Below are 25,110 nucleotides of genomic sequence, written 5' to 3'. Positions count from 1 at the left end.
AACCTCTATCAGGTACTGTAGTCCGGCACTTGCCTGGCAGGGTGTGGATCTTAAATGTATCCATCTAGCAGTTGGGAACTGAAACAGCCAATCCACCCAAAGAAGTCTCCTTGTATCTGGAGTCCATATCCTTACCTGTTTCGGCCATGGCTTTGACTACTTCATCAAAAGTAACTTTGTGAAACTGTTCGTTCTCCACACTGGCTATCAGGTATGAGTTGTATGCGCGGACAGCACCCATTGCATTTCTTTCAATGCAGGGAATCTGGACATATCCGCCTACGGGATCGCAGGTGAGTCCAAGGTGATGTTCAAGGGCGGTCTCGGCCGCGTTTTCCGTTCGCCAGAATCTGAGGCCGTTGGCATATGCTATTAACCCTGCCGCCATTGCTGATGCAACTCCCACTTCCCCCTGACAGCCGACTTCCGCTCCGGCTATACTGGCATTATGCTTGGCTATAAATCCGAGAGCTGCGCAGGTGAGCATCCCTTCACGAACTTTTTCACGGCTAATTTTCAAATCTTCTTCAAGTGCATACACTACAGCTGGAATTACTCCAGCCGAACCAGATGTCGGGGCAGTGACGACGATTTTACCTGCGGCGTTTTCTTCAGAAGCGGCAAATCCATATGCATTGAGTCTAAGGAGAAATCGGTCTGCTGCACTGGGCAGTGAACTGTTGTCATAAAGGCGCTTTGCTTTCCTGTGTAATCCTATGGGCCCGGGAAGCAGGCCTTCTATAGAAAGACCGTTTTCCACGGCTTTTTTCATGGTATCGAGTATTGAATCAAGTTTGATGAAAATTTCTTCCTCAGTTGCTCCGGTGATCGTTTTTTCATTCTCCAGCACGGCCTGATGCAGGCGCAGCTCCTGATCAATGAGAATCTGGCGCAGTTCTCCCATGTTCGAGTATTTATATTTTGGTACTCTGGGAATGTCTTCCTTTTGTCCTTTCCAGCGAATGAAGCCTCCACCTATGGAATAATATTCCTGCTCAAATAAAATATCATTTCCTTTCTTAAGTCGGATAAGGAGTGTGTTGGCGTAAGGGAAGTCGTTTTCCACTTCAGCAAAGACTACCTCCTTAACGCTGAGGGGCAGGGAAAATGAACCGCTCTCAAATTTGTGAGGAGATCCATCAGCAAGGCTGTCAAGAAAGGAGCAGTCTACAGTATCAGGCAGATAGCCAAGCAGGCCGGCTATAACAGCGCGGTCCGTTCCATGGCCTTTACCTGTGGCACTGAGGCTTCCGTAAAGACGGACCTCTATATTATCCGGAATTGAATCAAGAGAAAGTTCAGCCACTGAGCGGTTAAATTTATATCCGGCACGCATTGGGCCGATTGTATGGGAACTGGAAGGTCCCGGACCGATTTTGAAAAGCTCGAAAACAGAAGTAGTGATCGCCGTCATGTGTCCTCCTTGACCATAGGGATTGTTTATGAAAATTATCGTTAGCACAATGTGCAGAGTGTAACAACGAGCATAAATGATCTGGAGGTTACAGTAATGTATATAGTCAGTGCTTGTCTGGCAGGTCTTTGTTGCAGATATGACGGTGGAGATAACGCTGATGAGAGAGTCATTGATCTGATCAGTGAGGGGAAGGCTGTTCCGGTCTGCCCGGAGCAACTCGGAGGTTTGCCCACACCCCGCCCGCCGGCAGAAATTGTGAACGGACAGGTTTTGACCCAGAATGGTGTTGATGTGACCGGTCAGTTTGTGCGTGGTGCGGAGGAGTCTTTGAAGCTGGCCAAAATGCTTGGTATAAAAAAGGCAATTCTCAAAGCACGCTCTCCATCATGCGGTTCAGCAGGAATATATGATGGGACTTTTAGTGGAAAACTGATTGACGGTGATGGAATCTTCGCTTCGATGCTAAGGAATGAAGGCATTGAGATCGAGACAGAATAGAACGGAATTGAAAAATACCCCGAAGCTGTAATCAGGTCCGGGGTATTTTCTCGTTTGTATAATTGCTTGCAACACGGCGGTGTCAGGCTTCGGTGTCTTGGAATAAATATTCCCTGGGAAAAGATCTTCAGGTTCTTTTTCCTCCGGGCTGGCTTTGTATAGGCTACAGACCAATTGACCGAATTTGCTGACCACATTGCCGCGCAAAACAGGACAAACTAATGGGTTATTTTGTCGTCTTTAATCAACTGCTGGGCAATGTTGAGATCATACAGTGCAAGAGGGTTTCTGTCAGTGCCGCGTTTCTTGTATTCTTCCGCAGCTTCAAGGATCACGTCATAGGGCAGCCATTCGTGCTGTTCCCATATTACCGGGTTCTCATTTGACCAGAGACGGAACTCGATAGATCCTTGATTTTCACGGACATACATCCTGGTTTCACGAGACTGCAGGGACGGATAATAATAAAGTCCGCGTTCGTCTTTCATTTATCTGACTCTCCTGTTAAGATGCTTTGCGCAGTGAAAAGGAATTCCCGTTGGGAGTGGCAATAATGCCATAACCTCTGAGGATGACACTCAAGGGGCGACCGAAAAAGAAATCCATGGCTTCTTCAGGCATTCCGGACTTTTCTGTCATCAGGTCCCGAACTGATTTGTCGTAGACAAGCATTTCGAGAAGGCTGGATTTCAGGTTTTCTTTTCCGCTCCAATCCTCAAGAACCTGAGCCGCGAGGTCGGCCATCTTCTGAGGGGCGCATTTGTTGTCATGTTCCTCGATGAGTTCGAGAACGGGGTGTCCTTCAGGCAGAATGTCACGGCGTGTGATTCTGTCTTTGTCATAAATCTTGAGAAGCGGGTCAGGGTCTCCGCAGAAAAGCACCTGACATTCAAGAGGACGGTTTTTGTAAATCCGGCATACCTGAGAGGATATCGCCAGGAATTTACAGGTCCAGGAGCCACCGGCTCCCTTGATTTTTAAAATTTCTTCCTGCAGGGGGATAACAGCTGCTTCGGGCTGGTCATAGGCGAGTTCGCCTTTTCTGAGGGTGACGATGTCTGTCAGGTCAATGTCACCGGATTCCCTGAGCAGAGGAAGGTCCTGAGTGTGAAGAGCCGGGCCGCCTTTGCGGCAGCAAGTGCCGCACTGTTTACATTCGTTCATATTATAAGAGTCGCTTTTTCAAGTTTATGTTGATGGTTATCAAAAATTTCTGTAGGAAATATTTGCAATCGACGCACCTAGTGTCGGGATGAGTAAATACGCTGAATCCGGCTTGCTTGGCAAGCCCCCAGTTGGTCGAAGGTGATAATATGAATCATCTGTTGACAAAAAGCGCGTAAGTTCTTTATCTCACAGCGTAGGTTGTGTTTTTTTTCACTTAAGGGTATCTTTCCCTCCCCCTCATCAAAAGCGATAGGGGGGTCTCGCACTAAGAGAGGAAAGCAACCGGGCAACGCCGGAAATACCGGCAATAAAACCGGATGCCTAATTTGTATTGGTAGGTATATCTATTAAACTTTATGGAGGTTTAAGGGAATGGCGAAACACAAAACTCCCTTGTTGGACGAGCTTGAAAGCGGGCCATGGCCTAGCTTCGTGTCCGACGTAAAACAAGAAGCCGAAGTTAGAGCTAAAAACGAGAAGGACGTGAATTATCAGATTCCCGTCGAAGTTTGTGAAGACCTTCTCGGCGTTCTCGAGCTGTCTTACAACGACGGTGAAACTCACTGGAAACACGGCGGTATCGTTGGCGTTTTCGGTTACGGCGGCGGCGTAATCGGTCGTTACTGTGACCAGCCCGAAATGTACCCCGGTGTTGCACACTTTCACACCGTTCGTGTTGCACAGCCCACCGGTAAATACTACACCACTGATTTCCTGCGTCAGATCATTGACATCTGGGACATGCGTGGATCCGGTCTGACCAACATGCACGGTTCTACCGGTGACATCGTCTTCCTCGGAACCACCACTCCTCAGCTCGAAGAAATTTTCTACGAACTGACTCATGAAGCAAACGTTGACCTTGGTGGCTCCGGCTCCAACCTGCGTACTCCTGCAGCATGTCTCGGTATGTCTCGTTGTGAGTATGCCTGTTACGATGCTCAGGCTCTCTGCTACGACATGACCATGGAATTCCAGGACGAACTTCACCGTCCCGCATTCCCCTACAAGTTCAAGTTCAAGTTCGACGCTTGCCCCAACAGCTGTGTTTGTGCGCTCGCTCGTTCTGACTTCTCAGTTGTAGGTATCTGGAAAGATGAAATCCGCATCGACCAGGAAGCTGTTGCAGCTTACGTTGGCGGCGAATTCGCACCTAACGCTGGTGCTCACTCCGGTCGTGACTGGGGTGCATTCGACATCCAGAAAGAAGTTGTTGACCTCTGCCCCGGCAAGTGCATCAAGTACGCTGACGGCAAACTGGAAATCAACGACAAAGAGTGTATGCACTGCATGCACTGCATCAACACCATGCCTCGCGCACTGATGATCGGTAACGATCGCGGCGCATCCATCCTCTGCGGTGCTAAGGCTCCTATCCTCGACGGTCCTCAGCTCAGCTCCCTCCTCGTTCCCTTCATCAAGGTTGAAGAGCCTTTCGACGAAGTGAAAGAAGTTGTTGAAAACATTTGGGACTGGTGGATGGAAGAAGGTAAGAACCGTGAGCGTCTCGGTGAGACCATGCGCCGCATGGGCTTCCAGAAGCTTCTCGAAGTTACCGGAATCAAGGCTGATCCCAGACATGTCCAGGAACCAAGACACAACCCCTACATCTTCTGGAAAGCTGAAGATGTTGATGGTCCTTGGGAACGTGACATTAACGAATACAGAAAAAGACACCAGAGATAATACGGGAGGACAGACATGGCGTTCGTTTCTTCTGGCTACAATCCAGACAAACCGATGGAAAACCGGATCTCGGACATTGGACCTCGCGACTTCAGAGAGTTCCTGCCTCCGGTTATCAAGAATAACTTCGGCAAGTGGAAATACCACGAAATCCTCGAGCCTGGCGTACTTTGCCACGTTGCCGAGTCCGGAGACGAAGTATACACCGTCCGCGCAGGTACTGCTCGCCTCATGAGTATTACCCTCATTCGTGAGATGTGCGACATCGCAGACAAACACTGCGAAGGTTACCTCCGTTTCACCACCCGTAACAACGTCGAGTTCATGGTTGATTCCAAGGACAAGATGGTTGCACTGAAAGAAGACTTGCTTTCCCGCAAGTTCGACGGTGGTTCCTACAAGTTCCCCGTTGGTGGTACCGGTGCCGGTGTTTCCAACATCGTTCACACTCAGGGTTGGGTTCACTGCCACACCCCCGCGACCGATGCTTCCGGTACTGTTAAAGTCATCATGGATGACCTCTTTGATGAGTTCACCGGCCACAACATGCCCGCACCCGTGCGTATCGCTGTTGCTTGCTGTCTGAACATGTGTGGTGCTTGCCACTGCTCCGACATCGCTGTTGTTGGTATTCACCGTAAGCCCCCCATCATTGACCACGAATACCTCGATAACCTGTGTGAGATTCCTCTTGCAGTAGCTTCCTGCCCCACCGGTGCTGTTCGTCCTTCCAAGGTTGAACTCGACGGCAAGCAGTATAAGACTGTTGCAATTAAGGAAGAGCGCTGCATGTACTGCGGTAACTGCTACACCATGTGCCCCTCCCTGCCCCTCTCCGATAAGGAAGGTGACGGTATCGCACTGATGGTTGGTGGTAAGGTTTCCAACCGTATCTCCATGCCTAAGTTCTCCAAGGTTGTTGTTGCATTTATCCCCAACGAACCTCCCCGTTGGCCCACACTTACCAAGACTATCCGCCAGATCGTGGAAGTCTACAAAGCTGAAGCCAACAAATACGAACGTCTGGGTGACTGGGCAGAGCGTATTGGCTGGGAACGTTTCTTCGAAAAGACTGGTCTGGAGTTCACTCCTCACCTCATCGATGATTTCCGTGACCCCGCTTACTACACCTGGCGTCAGTCCACTCAGTTCAAGTTCTAATTAGAATTGAGAATTATGGGGCGCGGCATTTCGCCGCGCCTCTTTTAAAAAGAAAGGGGCTTATTATGCCGATCGATATGGATTCCGCAAAGGAAGAAATCCTTGCTTTTCTTGAAAAGAAAACAGGTGCAAAAAGCAAATTTTACTTCAATGACTTCACCAAGCTCTTTCCTGATGCAAAGGGTCGTGAAGTTAAGAAAGTTCTGACCGCTCTCGTTAAAGAAGAAAAAGTTGAATACTGGTCCTCCGGCTCTACTACCATGTACGGCCTTTCTGGTGCTGGTAAGCAGGGAGCAGCAGAGCACGAAGATTAATCTTCGTCCTACTGGACTTTCAAATGCCTTGTTCCTTGGGAGCAAGGCATTTTTTTTGTTGGTCAGTAATTGCCGGGTACTATTTAACTTGTCTTTTTTGGCTTGAAACACTAGTAAATCAGCTTGTGCAGGTGAGCTAAAGGTTGAATTCTTACAGGGCGTAATCAAGAAATGAATTTTCCTCGAATCGTACTGGCCGGCCTTTCCGGTGGAACTGGTAAGACCATTGTCACTCTCGGACTTTGCCGCGCTTTCAAGAATCAGGGTCTGGATGTGAAACCTTTCAAGAAAGGACCGGATTATATCGATGCCAGATGGCTTGGTCTTGCCTCCGGGCAGTACGCCACCAACCTCGATCCTTTTCTCATGTCCAATGATAAGCTCAAGGCTCTGTTTCTGGAAAAAGGGCAGGGGGCTGATCTTTCTGTCGTAGAGGGAAACCGGGGCTTATTCGATGGTAAGGATGTTGACGGCTCGTGTTCAACCGCTGAACTGGCTCGAATTATCAAATCTCCAGTGATTTTGACCATTGACTGCACTAAAATGACCCGAACCGTTGCCGCCATTGTAGCCGGATGTAAGGCTTTTGAAGACGGTTTCAATCTGGCGGGAGTCATCCTGAATCGCACAGCCGGAGAGCGTCATCGGAATATTCTCAGAAATTCAATTGAAGCGTATACGGATATCCCTGTTCTTGGAATGCTTCCGAAGCTGAAGGAAAATCCTATTCCTGAAAGGCATATGGGGCTGGTTTCGAATACTGAGTACGGAGCAGTGGATCAGGCTCTTGATACACTTGCTCAAATGGCTGCTGACTGCATTGATCTGGAAAAAGTCAGGGAAATAGCAACAGAAGCCGAGGCCGGCCTTTCCGCAGCTGAATCAGCCTGGTCTGAAATTGAATTTTCAAGCTCCGAAAAGCCGGTAATCGGAGTGGTTCGCGACGAGGCTCTCTGGTTTTATTATGAAGAGAATCTCGAAGCACTTGAAAGGGCGGGAGCACAGGTAAAGGAAGTATCAATTTCTTCCTCCGAACCTTGGCCCGAGATTGATGGGTTATACCTTGGCGGTGGTTTCCCGGAGACTCTTGCGGCTGAGATTTCTTCAAATACCACAATCCGTGACCATGTCCGGAATCTTGCTGGAGCGGGAATGCCGATTTTCGCTGAATGCGGGGGCTTTATGTATCTTGGGCGGGATGTTGAGTACGAAGGCAAAACATATCCCATGTCCGGTGTATTGGATTTATCTACCCGTCTATGTCCCCGTCCGCAGGGGTTGGGGTATACCTCCGGCCATATTGTTCATGAAAATTCTTTTTTCCCGGTGGGAACCAGAGTTATCGGTCATGAGTTCCATTATTCTCTTTGTGTGGATAACAAGGAGATCTCTCCGAACTATGCTTTGAATATGGATCGAGGCAAGGGAATGGCCGATGGGCATGACGGTCTCGTGCGCAATAATGTTTACGCCGGGTATAACCATATTCATGCTCTGGGATGTCCATGCTGGGCCGGAAATTTTGTCAAGGCTGCTGAAGTTTTCAAACTTGGCAGGTAGCCCGGACGGATCTTACATTCATCCCTTTCGTTGCCGAGCCCGATTTACGCTGATCTGATGGGACGGATATTTCTAACCAGTTGCGCGTATTGGGAAAAATAAACTTAAGTTGATTACTGCTCTTTCATAGTCATATTCTTGTTGTTGCATGCCGGGGAATTCCCGGCTTTTTCATTTGCTCAAGGCATGAAAGCCCTAGCGATGCGGAATATATCATCATAACTCTGCTTCTTTCTGATCCCAAGACACATTTCCGAAGCCATTGTCATCTTGGTTTGCGCATAGTCAAGCAGCTGTTCGGACTGCACGGCCAGATTGGATTTAAGAACTCTATGATCGAATCCGTCTATTACCTGTGTTATGCCGTTGGCATAAAAAGGAGTTTTGATGTAGGGAACAATCTGTTCAAGCTGCTGCTTGCCTTCTTTTCTGCTCAAAATGATGTGGAAAAGCAGTTTTACCAACAGGCGGTCAGGTTGCAGTTTATGGTCGAATTCGAATAGCAGTGTCCTGTCTGAGCTTTTATCAAGCATCCCGTCAACAAGGCCGTGGGCGAGAGTGAAAGCCTTTTTTTCGGTAATTACCGATGTTGGATATTGCGAGGCCATTCTAACGAAAGTTATGCGCGGGTTTTCCTGAGTGGACATGGCCAGCAGAGCCAGTTGCATGGCTGAAAGTTTTCGCTGATACTCTTTCACGAGTGTAGCGGTCTTTGACTGGCTGAGCATTCGCACTGTATCAGCGTCCATGCCGGAAAAAGCAGTTTCCAGAAGAAATTTGATGAATGGCTCGCGGGTATAGCGTATCTCCTCTTCGAGGACTTCCTTATTGCGCTTTACATCAATGAGTTTCTTGATAGAAAGCCAATAGGCAGCCAGACCTTCGGCAGGCATTTCCAGAATGTCAAAATCTTTTTGTTCTTCCATGGGATTTCCTTGTATTTCCTGGGTCTGAATTGTAACTGAATTTGTTTTGGAAAAATAGACCGGACGGGATTGTTTTTTCTTTTAAAAAATTAATGACAGGTGTTTTGATATGATTGTACTTCCTGAGTTTGATACTGTGGCGTTCCGCATAGGCCCATTGAAAGCCAACTGGTATGGGCTTATGTATATGATAGGCTTTGCCATTGCGTGGTTTCTTGGGCGATACAGGGCCTCAAAACCTACCAATACATGGACGGCCCAGCAGGTGGACGACCTGATCACATGGCTTGTGGTCGGTTTGGTCGTCGGAGCTCGGCTGGGTTATTGTCTGATCTATGAACCCGGTTATTTTCTTGAGAATCCCCTTGATATTTTCGCTGTCTGGAAAGGTGGTATGTCTTTTCATGGCGGTGCGGCAGGTGTCGCTTTTGTTGCCTGGCGTTTTGGTAAGGCAACCGGGCGAACCATGCTTGATGTCGGCGATTTTCTTGTGCCGCTGGCTCCGTTAGGCCTTTTGTGCGGTCGCATAGGCAACTTCATTAACGGAGAGCTCTGGGGTAGAGTTACCGATATGCCGTGGGGTATGGTGTTCCCCAGTTCAAGGGCCGGAGACCTGCCCAGACACCCTTCACAGCTTTATGAAGGAGCTCTGGAGGGTCTGGTTCTGTTTCTTATCCTTTGGTTCTGGTCATCCAGACCTCGTCCCAGAGGAACTGCAAGCGGCATCTTTCTAATGGGCTATGGTTTTTTCCGCGCTTTTGTGGAATTTTTCAGACAACCGGATCCCCAGTTGGGTTTTATAGCTTTCGGCTGGCTGACCATGGGGCAATTGCTTTGTGTGCCCATGATTCTTGCCGGACTGGCCTTGTTTCTCTGGGGCATCAAAAAAGGGCCTGTTCCTCCTGCTATGGATGAATCTGTCTAGGTTAGGGCCTTGGAGAGAATCATGTGATCATCTACTTTCGAATTTTTCTTGTTAATTTGAACTCCCTGCCAGTGTGGTAGGGAGTTTTTTTATGACTATATTTAAATTATTAGTGTTTATGGTTAATACATTTTCATTTGAATGTATAATTTGCTAGTTTAGTATGAATTCTTTGTGGTGTTTTTTTGTTTCAACGTATTTAAAGTGTATAGTTTTAGTTTTTTACAGGTTGGTTTTTGTGTGAAATTTGTCTGCTTATGCATAGTTTAATGTTTGTCTGCCTCCTTGAAAACATTTTTAAAGTGCTTACTTTATTAAGTGTAGAGTTTTTTCAACAAGGGGGTGGGCAATGTCTCCTGAAACAAACTTTAGCAATGATGCAATAGGTATTGTTATTGCGACTTCGGGTGAAGTCTTTCTCAGTTCAGATGGCGAAGTTAGGCAGGTTAAAGCCGGAGATAACGTCTATCGTGGGGAGAAGCTGGTTACGGGATCGGCAAGCTCAGCCGAGCTCAGGTTTGCTGACGACTCTCTTCTTTCTCAGGGCGCGGAATCTTCAATTTCCCTTGATGATTACTTTTATGATGCAGCAGACGAATCTGCTTCTGAGCTCCTTTTCAAAATGAGTCAGGGGACTTTTCGCCTTGTGACAGGAAAGATAGCTGAACAGAATCCTGAACGTTTTCAGGTAGGAACTCCTTTGGCTACAATAGGTATCAGAGGAACGACTACTGTTCACGAGATTCTGCCCGGTGGTGAAGAAAAACACGGGGTCGAGGAAATCCATAGCGGTAAGGCCCTGCTTGTTCAGTCAATTGACGGCTCAATAAGGGTTATCGATTCTCCGCAGGCTCTTGTTGATATTGCCGCCTCAGGGCAGTTGAGTACCGTTCGCCCGATGACTGTACAGGAGTTGAACTCGTTCAGGGATATTGCTCCACAGGCCATTCAGCAGGAGCAGGAAATTCGTGAACAGGACCAGCAAGATCAGCAGGATGAGCAGGAGCAGCAGAGCGGTGATGACCAGAATGAAGTAGAACAGGGGCAGGACGGAGAGCAGTCTGAAAATGGACAGACTGAAGGTCAGGAAATGGAAGGCCAGCAGGATTCCGGAGAGGGAGGAGAAACCGGTATTCAGCAGATAGCAGGAGAAGGTGTTCTTGAAGCCGGGGTTGCTGCAATAATAGGTGATGTTCTTGATGGCGGGCTTGAAACATCCATCCAGCAGGCGGTGAATGATCTTGCTCTGGGTTATGCCGAGGAAGCTTTTGATGCTCTGAATGAGGGAGATCTGGACACTGCACAGGAGCTTTTGGCCAGACTTGAAGATATTCCTACCGAAGATGAGATACTGGAACTGATTGAGGACATCGCCGACGGTGGAGATGTTCCCGAGGAAGCGGAGGGACAGACCGTGACCTCAGATGACGGAAGTAACTGGATACTTGGGACCTCCGGTGACGATACCTGGTCCGGTACTGAGAATACTGATTATTATAAGGGACTGGCCGGAAACGACGTGATCAACGGTCTTTGCGGAGATGATTTTCTGCAGGGTGATGAGGGGGATGACATAATCGAAGGCGGAAGCGGAAATGATTCCATAGATGGCGGAGACGGATTCGATTTCCTTTCCTTTGAGACTCAGGCGTATTCCAGTGGAGCGGATGTATATCTGGGCGGTAATTCTGCCACGGTCGCGGGGTGCAGTGGGACGGATGTTGACTCACTTATCAATATTGAAGGTGTTATTGGCAGCAGTTACGGGGATATCCTCTCAGGAAGTTCTGGCGACAATACCCTTTTAGGGGGAATGGGTAACGATTCGTTGAGCGGCATTGCAGGGAACAATCTGCTGAACGGTGAAGACGGGAATGACGAACTACATGGCGGTACGGGATCTGATACCCTTATCGGAGGTATCGGCGCAGATACTCTCTACAGTGGTACGGGAAATACTGATTTCATGTACCTGCATCCCGTTGAATTCAACTCATCTGAGCAGGTTGTCAATTTCAGCCAGGGAGATGATCAATTCAAGTTTGACTCGGAATTCTTTGGAACTGACAAGCATTATGACACATATGCCAACTACACTTTGTCAAACGGTACTGATCCTGTTTTCGTCTGGGATTCATCCTCTGATAAGCTGTACTGGGATTCAGATGGAAACGGGGGAGCCGCGCCTATTGTTCAGGTGGCCAATGTGAGCGGTGACGATGTTCTTGCCAGTGATATTGATCTTGTCGGGCTGTCTTAAACTTATCCGTTGATGGAGACCAAATGGCTTCCAGTGCCCCCGTTCAGTGAATGAGCGGGGGTTTTGTTCTGCAAGGTGAAAATATTAATCCGTATTTCAACGCTCTTTTAGATGATCTGATCAAGTTTGAAAAAAAACAATGAATATTGTTTCGAGGTGCGCCGGTGCTTTCCCGCGCTGAAATATCGTTAAGTATTTAAGTTTAACTATGGTAGGTATTTGCTCACTCTGAGGATGTTTTTTACCTAATTCTCCTATGAATTGACGGTAAATTATTATTTCTGTTATTGTTTAGCAAAAATATATTATCCAAGGAGTCGGCTATGGCACCTGAAGCTGGAAGTGCAACATCAATAGGCGTTTTGCTAGCTGTAAGCGGGGATGTTTACCTGCGCTCTGAAGCAGGAGTCAGGCAGGTTCAGTCCGGAGCAGAAGTGTATCAGGGCGATGAGCTTGTGACCGGCCCGGACAGCAGTGCGGAGGTCCGTTTTGCGGATGATACCCTTCTTTCTCAGGGAGCCGATTCGACCATCTCACTGGATGATTATGTCTTTGATTCGCAGAATGAATCCGCTTCCACTTTACTTTTCAAAATGAGTCAGGGGACTTTCCGTATGGTTACCGGAAAGATTGCCGAGCAGAACCCTGACCGTTTCCAGATCGGTTCTCCTCTAGCTACGATAGGTATTAGAGGAACCACTACTGTTCATGAAATAGGGCCCAACGGGGAAGAAAAACACGGTGTCGAGGAGATTCACAGCGGTAAAGCCCTCTTGGTCCAGTCAATAGACGGTTCCATAAGAGTAATTGATTCACCGCAGGCGCTGGTTGATATTGCCGCATCAGGGCAGATCAGTACAGTTCGCCCAATGACCGTGCAGGAGTTGAATTCGTTCAGGGATATCGCTCCACAGGCGATTCAACAGGAGCAGGAAATCCGCGAGCAAGACCAGCAGGACGAACAGGATAATGAGCAGGAACAGCAGAACAGTGAAGAGCAGAACGAAGGCGAACAGGCGCAGGGCGCTGACGGAGAGTCCCAGCAGGAAGCTGCCGCTGAGGGTGGTGAAGCACAGCCCGGGGAACAGGCTGAGGGTGGAGAACCCGGCAATATGCAGATTGGCGGGGAAGGAGTGATTGCATCAGGGGTGGCTGAAATGCTGAGCGGAAATGTGATTGAAGGTGAAGAGGGTCTTCAGGAGTTGATAAGCGAGGCTACGCAGGAATTTGCCGAGGATATTTTTGATGCTCTTGCGGAAGGAGACCTTGAAAGTGCTCAGGAGTTGCTCGACAGGATTGAAGAGCTTCCTACTGATGAAGATGAAATTCTTGAATTGATTGAAGATATAGCCGAGGGCAACACAGAAGTTCCTGAAGGTTTGGAGAATGTGACTTATACCAGCAGTGAAGGAACCAATTATATTTTAGGTGCGAATACCGGAGAGGAATGGGAAGGTACCGAGAACGTTGATTATTATGACGGGCAGGGCGGAAACGATACTATTTACGGCATGGAGGGCAATGACGGGCTGAGAGGCGGTGAAGGTGATGACACTATTTACGGTAATTGCGGTGATGATCAGATTGAAGGAGGAACAGGGGACGACACCATATACGGGGGTAAAGATTCTGATATGATTGATGGAGGATCAGGAACAGACATAGCTGTTTTCTCAGACTTGACTCCTTCAAATCCATCCAACGGTATTTTTGTGGATCTCAATTTGAGTTACAGAGACGGTTCTTACGGAATTGCCTCTCTGGACGGAACTGCAGATTACCTTAAAAATGTTGAAGGGGTGGTAGGTACCAGTGGTAATGATTCCATTACCGGAGATGGAAACGCAAACGTTTTGATAGGTAATTGCGGAAATGATGTCATCAAGGGAGAAGGAGGGACCGATACTCTCTCAGGAGGTTCCGGGGTTGATACTCTTACCGGGGGTGGGGGAGCTGATACTCTTACCGGAGGGGCCGGGTATGACTTCTTTTACTATGCAGCAAAAACAGATTTTGGAGATAAAGTAACTGATTTCGAATGCGGCAACGGTACTACCGGGGACAACTTTAAATTCGCATCTTCAGAGTTCGGTGGTGCTGGATTTCAGACCAAATCTGAATATGACAATGACGGAGGCTCTTCGAAGGTTTTTGTCTGGGATACCTCAACTGACATTCTTTATTACGATGCTGACGGCAAGGATAATTCCTCTTCATCTCTGGAAGCCGTAGCGCAGGTAACTTCTGACAGCGAAATAACCAGTGATCATATAGAGTTCATTTAGGCTGTAACCATTCTTCGCGCCCGCGTTCTGCGGGCGCGTTTTTATACTCTTTTTTGTGAATTTCCTTGCCAACGCCTTTCATTTTCTATCTAACTGTAATCACTGACACCTGAAAACCGGATATTCAACCGGATGAACTGTTGAACCTGAAGCTCCTAGGAAAAGGTGCCAAATGAACAGGATAGATGAAATTCTCGGTAAAATCGATGTACTGGAAAAAGAACTCCGTGTTGAGATGCGGGATGTGACAAATGATTTTCTTTACACGGTACAGAAAAAGAAAGTTCGTTTCAGCGAAGAGGTCCGGGCAAGGCATCGGGAACTTGCCGCCCGCTGGGGGGAGTATGTTTACGATTCAGGAGTCTGGGTGATCCTGACCATTCCTTTTATCTGGATGCCGCTGGTCCCGGCATTCCTGCTGGATGTGGCAACATGGCTCTATCAGTTGGTATGTTTTCCGGTTTACGGAATCCCCAGAGTCAAGCGCAGGGATTACGTGGTCATTGACCGTCATACTCTCAAGTACCTGAACATGATTGAAAAGGTTAACTGCTGTTACTGCGGATACTTTAACGGTCTTATCGGTTTTGTGCGTGAGGTGGCGGCAAGAACGGAACAATACTGGTGTCCCATTCGTCATGCCCGGCCTGTGAAATCCGTACACAGCCGTTACCGTCACTTTTTCCCCTACGGTGACGCTGAAGGGTACAGAAAAGGTCTCAGCGAGGTCAGAAAGGATTTTGATGACGTTTGATTGATCTTTTGTGTCTGAAAAATAAAAGCCCCGTCGCAAACCATATCGGTCTGCGGCGGGGCTTTGCTTTTTCGTAGTATTCTGTTGCTAGATAATATCTCTGAGAATGCGTTTGAATCTGAGTGTTACGCCGCGTACAATTTCGCTCTGGGGAGTGTTGTCTCCACCCGCATAAACCGCGACCTGAGTTTTTTCGCGCACTCTGTAGGATGTGAACCCGGTGTCTTCACCTTCTCTTTCTATTTGGGTATCACCGAACTCAATAATCATGGTGCGTTTTTTTGCGTTCTTGTCCACCAGAGCCAGAACGGTATCCGCCAGCAGAATGTAGGTGTCCTGGGTCATATACTGGCCCATGATAGTACCGATGGCAGCACCGGATGCGCCGCCGGCAACAACCGCGTCAGCGCTCTTGCCAATTCTTGCTCCCGCGTAAGCGCCGCCGCCCAGACCTATAAGTCCCACTTCGTCGGCCACATCCTTGGATATCTGGCCGGAGTAGCGGAGGTTGATGTCCAGGTGTACGCTGTACTTGCCATTGCGGACAATCTTGTAGCCACGATCTCTGTAGGATGCTTCAAGGGTTGAACGCAGGGCTTTCAGGTTAACTGCGGGATCACCGGAAGTATTCCTGATGGTCACTTTGAGAGTCGGACTGTCGAACTGGGAAGGGTCAATCACGAAGCTGCCGCTGGTCATTGAGCCGTAGAGAAGACCGGTCTGTTCATCACGGACCATACCCATACGCTGTTTACTTCTACATCCAGCCATCAAAGAGAGGCCAAGTATTGCGACAATGCAGGCCAGTATTATTAATTTTTTCTTGTTCATTTCAAATCTCCCTATATGCGGTACTTGATTCCGTACTGTTTGAGGAAATCAAGCACTTCAGAATAATGGACAGCGAAGCTCAGGTTGGAAACACCATGATCAACACGTTTCCAGGCGTTAACCCCCACAACTTTGTCTTTATAGAACAAAGGACCACCTGAGTTGCCCGGATTGATGGAAGCGTCTGTCTGTATGTAACGTATCTTCTTGTCCTTGGCCTTGAGGTGGTGGCTGGACAGGTTTCTGTACGCACTGAAAACACCGCGGGTAATGGTGAATTTATAACCCTTGGGGTGTCCGATGGCTTCAAGGGTCACTCCGGTCGGGATGGTATTGTCTTTGTAGAAGCGTACCGGTTTACCCCTTGTGCTGACTTTGATCAGGGCCAGATCTCGGTACATGTCGATAGCAATAACCTTACCGAAGGATTCCATCTTGTTGTGAAGCTGGATTTCAGCGTAATCTGCTCCTTCCACCACGTGGTGGTTGGTCAGGATAATATCGTCAGTGACGTAGAATCCGCTTCCCTGTCCTCCGTCATATTTGAAAACGACAACGGTGGAATCAAATCTGGGATCGTTTCCGGTGTCTGAGTCGTACTTTTTGGCGTAGAATTCCTTCAAAGCCTGGTTACGGTTGTTCATGATTATCTTCTGAATCTCGGCAACCTTTCTGTACTTTTTGTCGTTTTCCTTGTGTTTGGCATAATAGTCGAGAAGTGATGAAAGCTTGACACCTACAGGCTGTTTTTCCCAGTTTCTGATATCCTGATCAGATTCGAAATTACTCATGATCTGGACTTTTTCCGGGTCTGTGTCCCTTACACCGTAGATCGCCTTGAAATTGTGCTGCTGGGAGACATTGAATACATCGGAGAAGTAGGTTTTTGCCCTGCGGTCAACAACTATGTATTGCACTGAAGCAAGCTTGGTGGCCTGAAGCGGTACAACATTGTATTTGTACTGCTGATAGATTGGTTTCTCTATCATGCGGGGAATATTTGTGGCATTGGCCATTGCTTCTTTATATTTTTTGTCTTCCTGATCGGCTTCCTGTGCGATGGGGATCCCGAAAGCCGCCCCGAATATTCCACCGGTTACTACCAGATTGTTGGCTCTTGCGGTAAGTTCGTCTCTTTTGAGGCGGTGTTGTTCAGCGATTACTCTGATCTTGTCGAAATCAGGGTTAAATGCATCCTTGTATCCGCTTACGAATTTACTGGAGTATGAAGTGGGGCGGAATGTTTTGCGGTCCAGCTTGGATACAGTCTCATTGATCAGAATTACTATGTTGGCATCCGGAGCGGTCTTGGGACCGAAGATACTGCCGGATTTAACCTGTTCTGTTTTAACCGGCATATCCACATCAAAGCCGAGCCCGAATTCAATACCGTGTTCTTTGAGCATGCTTTTGCTTGTCGTCCGTACAAAAGCGATTTTGCAGTCGGGGATTTCTTTCAGGGGAAAACCGGTTTTCTTGGTTTCTTTGACCGCCTTGATGATTGCTCTGAATGAAGGGGTCTTGCTGCCGGACTGGCGGCGGAGCAGGTTGCGGAAGTAGCGTTGCTCCATAGTCCGCATGCTTTCTTCCGGCAGACTGTCACCGTAAGTCTTGAGCAGGTGAGGAACTCCGGTTCCGGTCGCTTTTTCTACTAATCCGCAGAGAAAGTCAGACTGTGACTTGAGGAATTCACTTTTATTGAGGGGTACTGGGTAGGACTCGAAAAAGTCTGATCCCGTGAGCAACGGGTATTCATGAAAGTATTTTTCCGCGTCATTCCGGATGATTTTTTCTTTTGCTTCTAGTTTACTTCTGAGATTTGCCAGTTCCGCCGGAAAGCTGCCGATATCCGCGAACATGGCGTTTGAGTCAAAAGCCTTGACCATTTTACGGGCATTCGTAAGTTTATGGCGGATCAAGGTCCACTGGGCCTGACTGGCGGGCCAGCTCACCGAGTCAAGGTTGGCGGACGCAGCTGTAAGTTTTGGTCCGTAAGCCGTATTAAAGGCTGTGACAGTCTGGGTCAGCTCGGTAAGAGCTTCAGGGTCAGCCAGATAGTAGTTCTGATTGTTAAGCCAGACCTTTTCCGCTTTAGAAAAATCGTTCTTACTCAAGGCAGATTCCATCTGCTGCTCAGGAGTAGCTGGTTCCTTATTCTTATTGCCTTTACCTGTCATAGAACCGGTGGTTTTACATCCACAAATGGTAATAAGCAGGATTAACAGGCTAATCCATATCAGTCTTCTATTCACATGATCCTCCTCGACACCTATAATATCTATTGTTTGTGCGTGAGAGGAGATATCACAATGCACTATGCTATATCAAGAAAAACCAAGGCATTGTTAGCGGAATATTAATGGGCACTTAGCCAATATAAATATTTCTATGAAGTCTGCGGGCCTGCAGGCAGAAAGCTTCCAGCCGGGCTTCTATGAGTTGCGGAAAGGGATTGCCGTCTGTTTCAATCGCCAGAAAGGGAAGGCGGGAATTGTTTTCGAGAACTGCTGTCGCTTTTTTTCCGGCAGCTGAAGCGGTGAACTTCTCGCTGAGAACGGCTTCGGCCACCCGTGAAGGCATGCATCCGAAAGGGCCTATGGAGATTATTCCGCACGATGGCGACATTATTTCATGAAGTGACGCCCCTACAGTGAGGATAGCTTCCCCGGTAAGTTGTTCTGATATGTGCGGTTTAGCAGTTCTGATAACTTCCTTTACATCCGGTTCGGGGAAGAAAATCAGCCCGCTTTCGGAGAGTATGGAACGGATACGTCTTTCAAAGTAGGTTTTTACCGACTGGGTAATCAGTGTTCCGATGCCGGCTTTACCTTCGATGCCGTTACGGTTCAGCCAGTCGGTGTATTTCATCCACTCCAGAACAGGGGCGACACGGACAATGAAGCCTTCAGCTGAAAGGCGTTCCGGAATGGATCTCCGGGCCAGTGGATCATGTCGCACGTATATTTCACCCAGAAGTGAAATCACCGGATATTCAGCAATGGGCTTCTCGAGTTCTATAACCGAAAGATCTTTCGCGGCTTTTCGCAGTGCTTTGGAAAGGTTTTTCCAGCTGTCCATTGCTCCAAGCAGCTCCGAGCGGACGCGCCAGAAAAGCTTCAGTGACTTTTCCCTGTCTCTGGCGGCGGTGATTATGGTCGCGTGGATATCTTCAAGGATTGAACCGGTTACAATACCCTGCCACATTCCGAGAGTAACCCCGGTAGAAAGTCCCCCGTAGCCGTCAGTAGAACTGGGGGCGAATATGGCCAGATCAGGTATTTCGAGCCGTTCGATGAGATCGTTCATAAAAACGGAGTACTGTCCGAATCGGCAGGGTCCTTTCGCTTTAGGCATCAGGAAAAGTGAAATCTCACCTTCTTCGCGCTCTTCAAGGTGTTCAAGCAAAGCCCCGGCGGTGAGTTGCAGGGGCAGGCATTCCTTGCAGGATGAGCTATTACGGCCCTTTTTGAGTGCTTTTTCCCCGGCATGCGGCAACACTTTGTATCGGATGTTGTCCCTGCGCATGGAGGCCCCGAGGAAGTCGGTGCTTATTTCACCCAGACTTGGAATGAGCAATGTTACTTTGGGATCATTGACCGCGTGCCATTTGCCGCAGGAGTCAGTTATCCCTGTGATCCCGCCGCGCATTTCGCAGCGTGCCGGGCGGAACGCTCTTTTGTTGTCATGTTCTTGCGGCATTCTCTTAAATCCGCGGACAATATCCAGAAAGGCCTCGATTCGGGTTTCAATTCCTGCATCGGCGGTATGACTGTCAAGTTCAAGAGTCAGGGATGGCTTTTTACCCATGGTTTTCCTGAAATGACTGAGCAGGAATGAGTCCGGACCGCAGGAAAAGTTGGTTATGTAGGTTCCGAAAAGCTGCGGGTGTTCTGCGACATATGCAGCGGAATCCATTATCTGCTCGCCTGTCGCCCAGTACATGTTCAGTTCATTTCCGCATCCTTCACTGCGCGGAAGCATGTCACAGGGGATGACAGAAATGGAGCGGGTGGAAAGTTTGGCTGGTATTGATTTGTTGCCCCAGGAGCAGAAAGCATTATACGGCCTTCCAAATAGAGCGACAGCCTCGCGTTCAGGATGTTTTTCCAGTTCGCGTATAAACTTTCTCCCTTTATTCTTCAGATCTTCAAAAAATGTATCCTGCTCGCTGACAGCCTTTTCAAATGCATTGATTGCGCTGCCGACATCGGCCCCCAGTCTCGCTGCGGTTTTTACAAGAGCCTTGCGAAGCTCGTCCGCTCCTTCTTGCATATGTAGTACAGGTGAGAATACGGAACGTTTCTCAAGCTCCGGAAATGCTGCACGCAGATAGTAAGGTTCCCCCTGTACCAGAACACATGTGCAGGAGCGGTCTCCAGTTTTAAGCGGCATTGAACGCAGGTGAGGTAGAAAAATATGATCGGCCTCGAGTTTCAGAAGTTCTCCCATACTTCCATGAGCAAGCTCAACCGGATGGCAGAAGGGAGCTCCTTTCTGTTCAATCGCATCGTTGTCGACAGATTGGGGTATAACCACTCCGAACCCCAGTTCTTTAAAAAAGGTGTTGAATAGAGGAAACCATGTGTTCATGAGCAGGGAGCGGTTCATACCTATAGTGGGCTGATTCTCAACGGGAGTTGCGAAATCCCTGTAAACTCTTTTTTCCCGCCAACTGACAAGGTCTTGCCCTGCGGAAATGTCTTTAGAAATTTTTAAGTTGTCAAAGCGGTTGCATATCCCCCCGAAAGGGAATGTCCTTCCTTCCACTTCAATGCGGGCGATGGTGCAGCCAAGGTCGCAGTCCCGTCCGCCGCCGTTGCAGGTGAAGGGTGACTTGTATATGACTTCTCTCCGTGAAAGCTCAAGGGGATCATAGCTGCTTTTGCTCAGAAGTCCCTGTTCTGTCCGGCTTATGGCCTCCAGTGCTACACCGAAGGCTCCGGTGAGTCCCGGCTCAGGGGGAACAATGATTTTCCGTCCGGTTAATGCGGCCATTGCAACAGGAACAGCCCGGTTATAGCAGACCCCCCCCTGCATGAAAATCCGTTCTCCCACAGTCCGGCTGCCTTTTACCCGGTTGGAGTAGTTGATGCAGACTGAGTAAACCAGCCCTGCAACCATGTCTTCCAGCGGGACTCCTTCCTGTGCCGCCAGCTTCAGGTCCGATCCGATAAAAGCCGCGCACTGGTCATTGAAATTCGGTGGATTAAGCCCTTTGAAAGCGGTCTCTGCAATATCAGCCACTTCGATTCCTAAAGTTTCTTTCGCGCTTTCTTCAAGGAATGATCCGGTTCCGGCACTGCAGGCTTCGTTCATGGCGTAGTCACAGGGAACAGAATTCTTGAGCCATGTGTATTTGGCGTCCTGACCGCCGATCTCGAAAATTGTGTCGACCTGAGGATCATAGTGGACGGCTGCTGAGGCGTGAGCTGTGATTTCATTGATGATGCCTTCCGTCCCGGCATGAAGTCCTGCAATGTTGCGGCCCGATCCGGTTACACCCATGATGGAGGCTGTTGTGCCTTCAGGAACCTGCGCCGCAAGTTCACAGTAGACACGTCGTGCAGCCCCCACCGGATCTCCGTCGGTGCGTAAATAGCATGACGCTACTATTTTCTTGCTGCCGGTATCAAGCAATACCCCTTTTGTGGTGGTGGAGCCGACGTCAAGACCGAGGGCCAGCTCGGACCCGTTGTGATAGTCTGCTCTCTGTTCGTCCTGAAATTCTACCAGTCTGGAAAAATTCTTCAGGGGAGCAAGGCGGGTAAAGGCAGTCCTGCCTTTTCTTATGACTGACGAAAAATTATCGGGAAGAGGGGAGCCGTTTTCAAGACCCCATACTGCCGCCCCCAAAGCTTCAAAACACTGGCCGTTTTCAGGAAGAATCAGTTCGGGTATTTCACGGCGGAGTTCGCGCACCATGAAACTGTTTCGTGAACAGTTTCCGATCAGCGCTACTTTTTCGGAAGGCATCTTTCGCAGCAGTTCCAAACATTTCCCTGCCATCATGCGTGCAAGTCCTGCGACTACCGCCTCTTTTTCAACGCCTTTGTTCAAAGCATGCGTACAATCGCTTTTACAGAAAACCGAACACCGTCCAGATACTTTGTGCGGGTCGATTTCACGGTCCATAGCAGCCATGCATTGCAGGTCAAGCCCCATGCGGCCAAGCTGTTGAACCAGAAATTCTCCGGTCCCGGACGCACATTTATTTCCGGTATGAACAGTTTCTACCCGTCCGTCAGAATCCAGCAGGTAGGCCATGAAAGTTTCACCGCCTGCACTTAAAACAGTACGGCATCCCTTTCGTACAATCTCGGAGTCACGCAGAGCGGCTTCTATGGCTTGAGGTTCGGAAATTGAGGGCAGTCTGAGAAGATGGCGGAATTTTCGCCCGGTAACAGCAACGTTAACCCCTTTCTCCAGGGCTATGCTACGCAGCCCTTTGAGGACCGTTTCAGCCGGATTTCCTTCATGGTTGAGAGATATTTTTTCCAGTACCCTTGGATTACCGTTGTTATCAGCTATCAGAACAAGACTAACTGTCGAGGCCCCGGCACAAATTCCCAGTGATTTATTCATATGTTTTTCTGGCGGCTATTTTACTGGTTATATCAGGCAGTTTGATGTGAAAAACTTTGCTCCAGAATTTGCCGGTCACAAAAAGTCTTTTTCCATGCCGGTCCCAGGCAATTCCGTTGGCGGCTTCGGCTTCGGGGCCGGCTTCAGGGCGCAGGCTGGAGATGTCGATCCAGAATTTGACCATTCCGTCAATGGGGTTAACTGCGGCGATAAGATCTTCCTGCCATATATTGCAGTAGATGAGTCCGTTAATGTATTCCAGTTCATTTATACGGTGTACCTTACGGGGGCCGTCTTTGACACTGACCTTGCTGATTCTTTTGAAGTCATAAGGGTCCCGGAGAATTATTTCAGATGATCCGTTGCTTTGAAAAATAAATTGGCCGTCTGTGGTCAACCCCCAACCCTGACCTTTGTATTTGAAGAGCCTTTTACGCGCAAGGGAACGGGAATCATAGACAAAACATTTTCCAGATCTCCAGGTGAGCTGGTAAAGTCTGTTTTTCCAAAGGCAAAGACCTTCCCCGAAAAGAGTTTGTCCAATTCTTGATTCTCTGAGTATCTCTCCGCTTTCCATCTCAATCTTTCTTACAGAGGATCGACCGTGTTTACCGGTACTTTCATAAAACACCCCGTTATGATACAAGAAGCCCTGAGTAAAAGCGTTCATGTCATGTGGAAAATAATCTACCTCTTCGCATGCTATGACCGGAGCGAAGGTTTCTCTTTGAGAATAGCCTGTTCCCGGAAAAACAAGAAGAAAAGTGATGATAATCAAATAATATAACGGATACTTTTTTTTCATTAGTTGTTCACTCGTTGTCTGTCTTTATAAATTTCCACTGCGGAAGGCAAGTTGGTTAATAGGGACAAATCTAAATCAAATTGTCTTTTGATCCGATAAAACAAGTGCAAAGAAGTACTAAACGCTGCATTCCTATAAGAGTGTAGTGAAGCCGGAGGCATAGTTAATGGTTGAGGAAAATACATATTTTGCCTACCAGCCCGTGTCAGACAAGAGAAAGAATGACCGGGAGTGGATAACTGTTGTCTCACTGCGTTCTGATCAGGATCTTGGTGAGGACAAGAGCTATTGGCTGGCCCGCCGGCTTGAGAGCGGTAATTACCAATTGCAGGAACTTAATGAGCTGAATGTTCCTGTGGGGCCGGCACGGAAAATTACGGCCGATGATTTTTATTCCGAATATTCTCTGGAACTGGATTACTGGCAGCAGAGAGTCCGTCCGGCTTTGGATAAGCAGGAGAAACGTCTGCAGAGGGGGGAAGTCCATCGTGAGCAGGGCGAACTTTACAGCGCTGAAATGGAGTACGGGGAAGCCCTTGCCGTTGATGAGAATAACGTGCGGGCAACTTTCGGGCTGGGGCTCACCTATTTAGAAAAGGGAGACGTGGAAAAAGCACAGGAGGTTTTTTCCAAGGTCTTGCACATGAAGACCGCCTTTGCCACAGAGCATAAACATATGTTCAATGATTTCGGTATTTCATTGCGTAAGAATGGAATGTATCAGGAAGCATTGCAATACTACAGTAAAGGGGTGGATCTGGATTCGGATGATGAAAACCTGTTTTTCAATATAGCCAGAACATATTTCGAGGCCGGGGACTGGCAGAACTGTTTCAGGTATCTGACCATGTGTCTTGAAAAGAATAGAGGGGTTGCAGAAGCTGTTAAATTCTGCGGGTATCTGATCAAGCGGACTGAGCAGGATGACAGCATGCTCCGTGAAATAGGAGCAGCAAAAAACGGCGGCAGCCTGCGCAGTGATGTTCTGGGTCTTTTGCGCCAGATGCAGATCGCCGCCGGGGTGGAACTGGATGATGCTATAGAGAAAACACACGAAATCAGAGACCGCATGATTGCTCTTGAGGAAGAGGATATGCAACTTATGGAAATAGAGAAGGACCTCTATAATCTTGACGCATGATTAGCAACTTCTGGAAACGCCAACCCGAATCAATATTACTCCACCTTGAATTATTCTCTGTCCAGACAGCCTTGCCGCGAATCTGAATAGTTGAGAACCGTTAAATCCCGAAAATGAGGTCAGGACAGTTACTCAGGAAGTTTCATAAGATGTTCCCGCTGGCCGATCATAATCAGTACATCGTTTTCAGCTAAAGGCTGGTCAGCCCGGGGGACAAAGTTCAATTCTTCAGATCCGTTGTTTCTGATGGCGATTACCTGAACTTTGTAGTTGTTGGTCAGGTTGAGGTCGATGAGGGTTTTACCTGCCCAGTCCGCGACTTTACGTTCTTTGATTAATATATCATTCCCCATTGAAAGGTATTCAATCATTCCAGGTGTGGAGAGTTTGTGGGCAAGCTGTTTGGCTGCGAAATGCTCCGGGAAGACTACGAAGTCAACTCCCATTTTACTGAGCACTTTTTTATGGGCTACACTTATGGCTTTAACCCATATTTTATTTACCCCGATTTCCTGCAGATTAAGAACGACCAGTATGCTGGCTTCCATGGAGTCACCGGTGGAAACCACAACATAGTTGAAGTCCTGAAAGCTCAGTTGCTTCAGAGTCTGCGGATCTGTTCCATCCGCCTGAAATATCTGAGCTAGGTATGGTTTAGCGGCTTTGACTTTTTCCTCTTCCGTATCAATGCCGACAACATTGTGACCCAGCCTGCGCAGATTGATCGCCAGCTCTAATCCGAACTTGCCAAGACCTATAACTCCGACTTCTATTTTATCAGACATATTAAGCTCCTTG

General features: G+C 48.3%; 19 protein-coding genes. 10 read left to right on the top strand and 9 right to left on the bottom strand.

Annotation, left to right across the window (positions count from 1 at the left end; genetic code table 11):
- Positions 1-64: 64 nt before the first annotated feature.
- A complete protein-coding gene (locus tag ACZ5PW_RS19035; protein WP_464556595.1) occupies positions 65-1,414 on the bottom strand; it encodes an L-serine ammonia-lyase in 1,350 nt (449 codons plus the stop codon).
- A gap of 96 nt (positions 1,415-1,510) precedes the next feature.
- On the opposite strand from ACZ5PW_RS19035, the gene ACZ5PW_RS19030 reads away from it, so the two are divergent.
- A complete protein-coding gene (locus ACZ5PW_RS19030) occupies positions 1,511-1,915 on the top strand; it encodes a 2-thiouracil desulfurase family protein (protein WP_464556594.1) in 405 nt (134 codons plus the stop codon).
- A 218-nt stretch (positions 1,916-2,133) separates the two neighbouring features.
- Here the strand turns inward: ACZ5PW_RS19030 and ACZ5PW_RS19025 are convergent, their stop codons facing one another.
- Together ACZ5PW_RS19025 and ACZ5PW_RS19020 are read right to left on the bottom strand one after the other, a co-directional pair.
- Positions 2,134-2,403: a hypothetical protein gene (locus ACZ5PW_RS19025; RefSeq protein WP_464556593.1), complete on the bottom strand. Its 270-nt coding sequence runs from the start codon at positions 2,401-2,403 to the stop codon at positions 2,134-2,136.
- Between the two features lie 16 nt (positions 2,404-2,419).
- A complete protein-coding gene (locus ACZ5PW_RS19020; protein ID WP_464556592.1) occupies positions 2,420-3,079 on the bottom strand; it encodes a YkgJ family cysteine cluster protein in 660 nt (219 codons plus the stop codon).
- A gap of 375 nt (positions 3,080-3,454) precedes the next feature.
- Here ACZ5PW_RS19020 and dsrA point away from each other — a divergent pair, with 375 nt between their 5' ends.
- The 4 genes from dsrA (at position 3,455) to ACZ5PW_RS19000 (ending at position 7,803) form a co-directional block, all read left to right on the top strand.
- Positions 3,455-4,768: a dissimilatory-type sulfite reductase subunit alpha gene (gene dsrA / locus ACZ5PW_RS19015; protein WP_464556591.1), complete on the top strand. Its 1,314-nt coding sequence runs from the start codon at positions 3,455-3,457 to the stop codon at positions 4,766-4,768.
- A 15-nt stretch (positions 4,769-4,783) separates the two neighbouring features.
- A complete protein-coding gene (dsrB, locus tag ACZ5PW_RS19010) occupies positions 4,784-5,929 on the top strand; it encodes a dissimilatory-type sulfite reductase subunit beta (protein ID WP_464556590.1) in 1,146 nt (381 codons plus the stop codon).
- Positions 5,930-5,994: 65 nt separating this feature from the next.
- Positions 5,995-6,243, top strand: a complete 249-nt coding sequence (locus ACZ5PW_RS19005; RefSeq protein WP_464556589.1) for a dissimilatory sulfite reductase D family protein — start codon at positions 5,995-5,997, stop codon at positions 6,241-6,243.
- Positions 6,244-6,414: 171 nt separating this feature from the next.
- Complete coding sequence (locus ACZ5PW_RS19000; RefSeq protein ID WP_464556588.1) at positions 6,415-7,803, top strand: cobyrinate a,c-diamide synthase; 1,389 nt, start codon at positions 6,415-6,417, stop codon at positions 7,801-7,803.
- Positions 7,804-7,982: 179 nt separating this feature from the next.
- Here ACZ5PW_RS19000 and ACZ5PW_RS18995 read toward each other — a convergent pair whose 3' ends face one another.
- Positions 7,983-8,729 carry a hypothetical protein gene (locus ACZ5PW_RS18995; protein WP_464556587.1) on the bottom strand — a complete coding sequence of 249 codons (747 nt, stop codon included), beginning with the start codon at positions 8,727-8,729 and terminating at the stop codon, positions 7,983-7,985.
- A 109-nt stretch (positions 8,730-8,838) separates the two neighbouring features.
- Between ACZ5PW_RS18995 and lgt the strand changes: the two genes are divergently transcribed.
- The 4 genes from lgt to ACZ5PW_RS18975 all read left to right on the top strand — a co-directional run bounded on the left by lgt (position 8,839) and on the right by ACZ5PW_RS18975 (position 14,953).
- Entirely contained in the window at positions 8,839-9,654 is an 816-nt protein-coding gene (gene lgt / locus ACZ5PW_RS18990) for a prolipoprotein diacylglyceryl transferase (protein ID WP_464556586.1), read from the top strand.
- Positions 9,655-10,003: 349 nt separating this feature from the next.
- Complete coding sequence (locus tag ACZ5PW_RS18985; protein ID WP_464556585.1) at positions 10,004-11,914, top strand: FecR domain-containing protein; 1,911 nt, start codon at positions 10,004-10,006, stop codon at positions 11,912-11,914.
- A 323-nt stretch (positions 11,915-12,237) separates the two neighbouring features.
- Complete coding sequence (locus ACZ5PW_RS18980; protein WP_464556584.1) at positions 12,238-14,199, top strand: FecR domain-containing protein; 1,962 nt, start codon at positions 12,238-12,240, stop codon at positions 14,197-14,199.
- Positions 14,200-14,371: 172 nt separating this feature from the next.
- Positions 14,372-14,953 carry a hypothetical protein gene (locus ACZ5PW_RS18975; RefSeq protein ID WP_464556583.1) on the top strand — a complete coding sequence of 194 codons (582 nt, stop codon included), beginning with the start codon at positions 14,372-14,374 and terminating at the stop codon, positions 14,951-14,953.
- 87 nt (positions 14,954-15,040) lie between these two features.
- Here the strand turns inward: ACZ5PW_RS18975 and traT are convergent, their stop codons facing one another.
- The 4 genes from traT to ACZ5PW_RS18955 all read right to left on the bottom strand — a co-directional run bounded on the left by traT (position 15,041) and on the right by ACZ5PW_RS18955 (position 23,171).
- On the bottom strand, positions 15,041-15,784 hold the full coding sequence (gene traT, locus ACZ5PW_RS18970; RefSeq protein WP_464556582.1) for a complement resistance protein TraT: 744 nt from the start codon (positions 15,782-15,784) through the stop codon (positions 15,041-15,043).
- Positions 15,785-15,795: 11 nt separating this feature from the next.
- Positions 15,796-18,036 (bottom strand): S1C family serine protease, encoded by a 2,241-nt coding sequence (locus ACZ5PW_RS18965; RefSeq protein ID WP_464556581.1) that lies wholly within the window; start codon positions 18,034-18,036, stop codon positions 15,796-15,798.
- A 115-nt stretch (positions 18,037-18,151) separates the two neighbouring features.
- Positions 18,152-22,366, bottom strand: a complete 4,215-nt coding sequence (locus ACZ5PW_RS18960; RefSeq protein WP_464556580.1) for an acyl-CoA dehydratase activase — start codon at positions 22,364-22,366, stop codon at positions 18,152-18,154.
- The gene (locus ACZ5PW_RS18955; RefSeq protein WP_464556579.1) at positions 22,359-23,171 is read right to left on the bottom strand and encodes a glutaminyl-peptide cyclotransferase; all 813 of its coding nucleotides are present in this window, start codon (positions 23,169-23,171) and stop codon (positions 22,359-22,361) included. Before ACZ5PW_RS18955 ends, ACZ5PW_RS18960 begins: the two co-directional genes overlap by 8 nt.
- Before the next feature lie 166 nt (positions 23,172-23,337).
- Here ACZ5PW_RS18955 and ACZ5PW_RS18950 point away from each other — a divergent pair, with 166 nt between their 5' ends.
- Positions 23,338-24,312 (top strand): tetratricopeptide repeat protein, encoded by a 975-nt coding sequence (locus ACZ5PW_RS18950; protein WP_464556578.1) that lies wholly within the window; start codon positions 23,338-23,340, stop codon positions 24,310-24,312.
- Between the two features lie 128 nt (positions 24,313-24,440).
- Here the strand turns inward: ACZ5PW_RS18950 and ACZ5PW_RS18945 are convergent, their stop codons facing one another.
- Positions 24,441-25,097 carry a potassium channel family protein gene (locus ACZ5PW_RS18945; protein ID WP_464556577.1) on the bottom strand — a complete coding sequence of 219 codons (657 nt, stop codon included), beginning with the start codon at positions 25,095-25,097 and terminating at the stop codon, positions 24,441-24,443.
- Positions 25,098-25,110: the final 13 nt, after the last annotated feature.

The sequence above is a fragment of the Maridesulfovibrio salinus genome, assembly GCF_055394525.1.
Note: the sequence above shows the minus strand (reverse complement) of the source record. Positions and strands in the feature narration are given on the sequence as shown.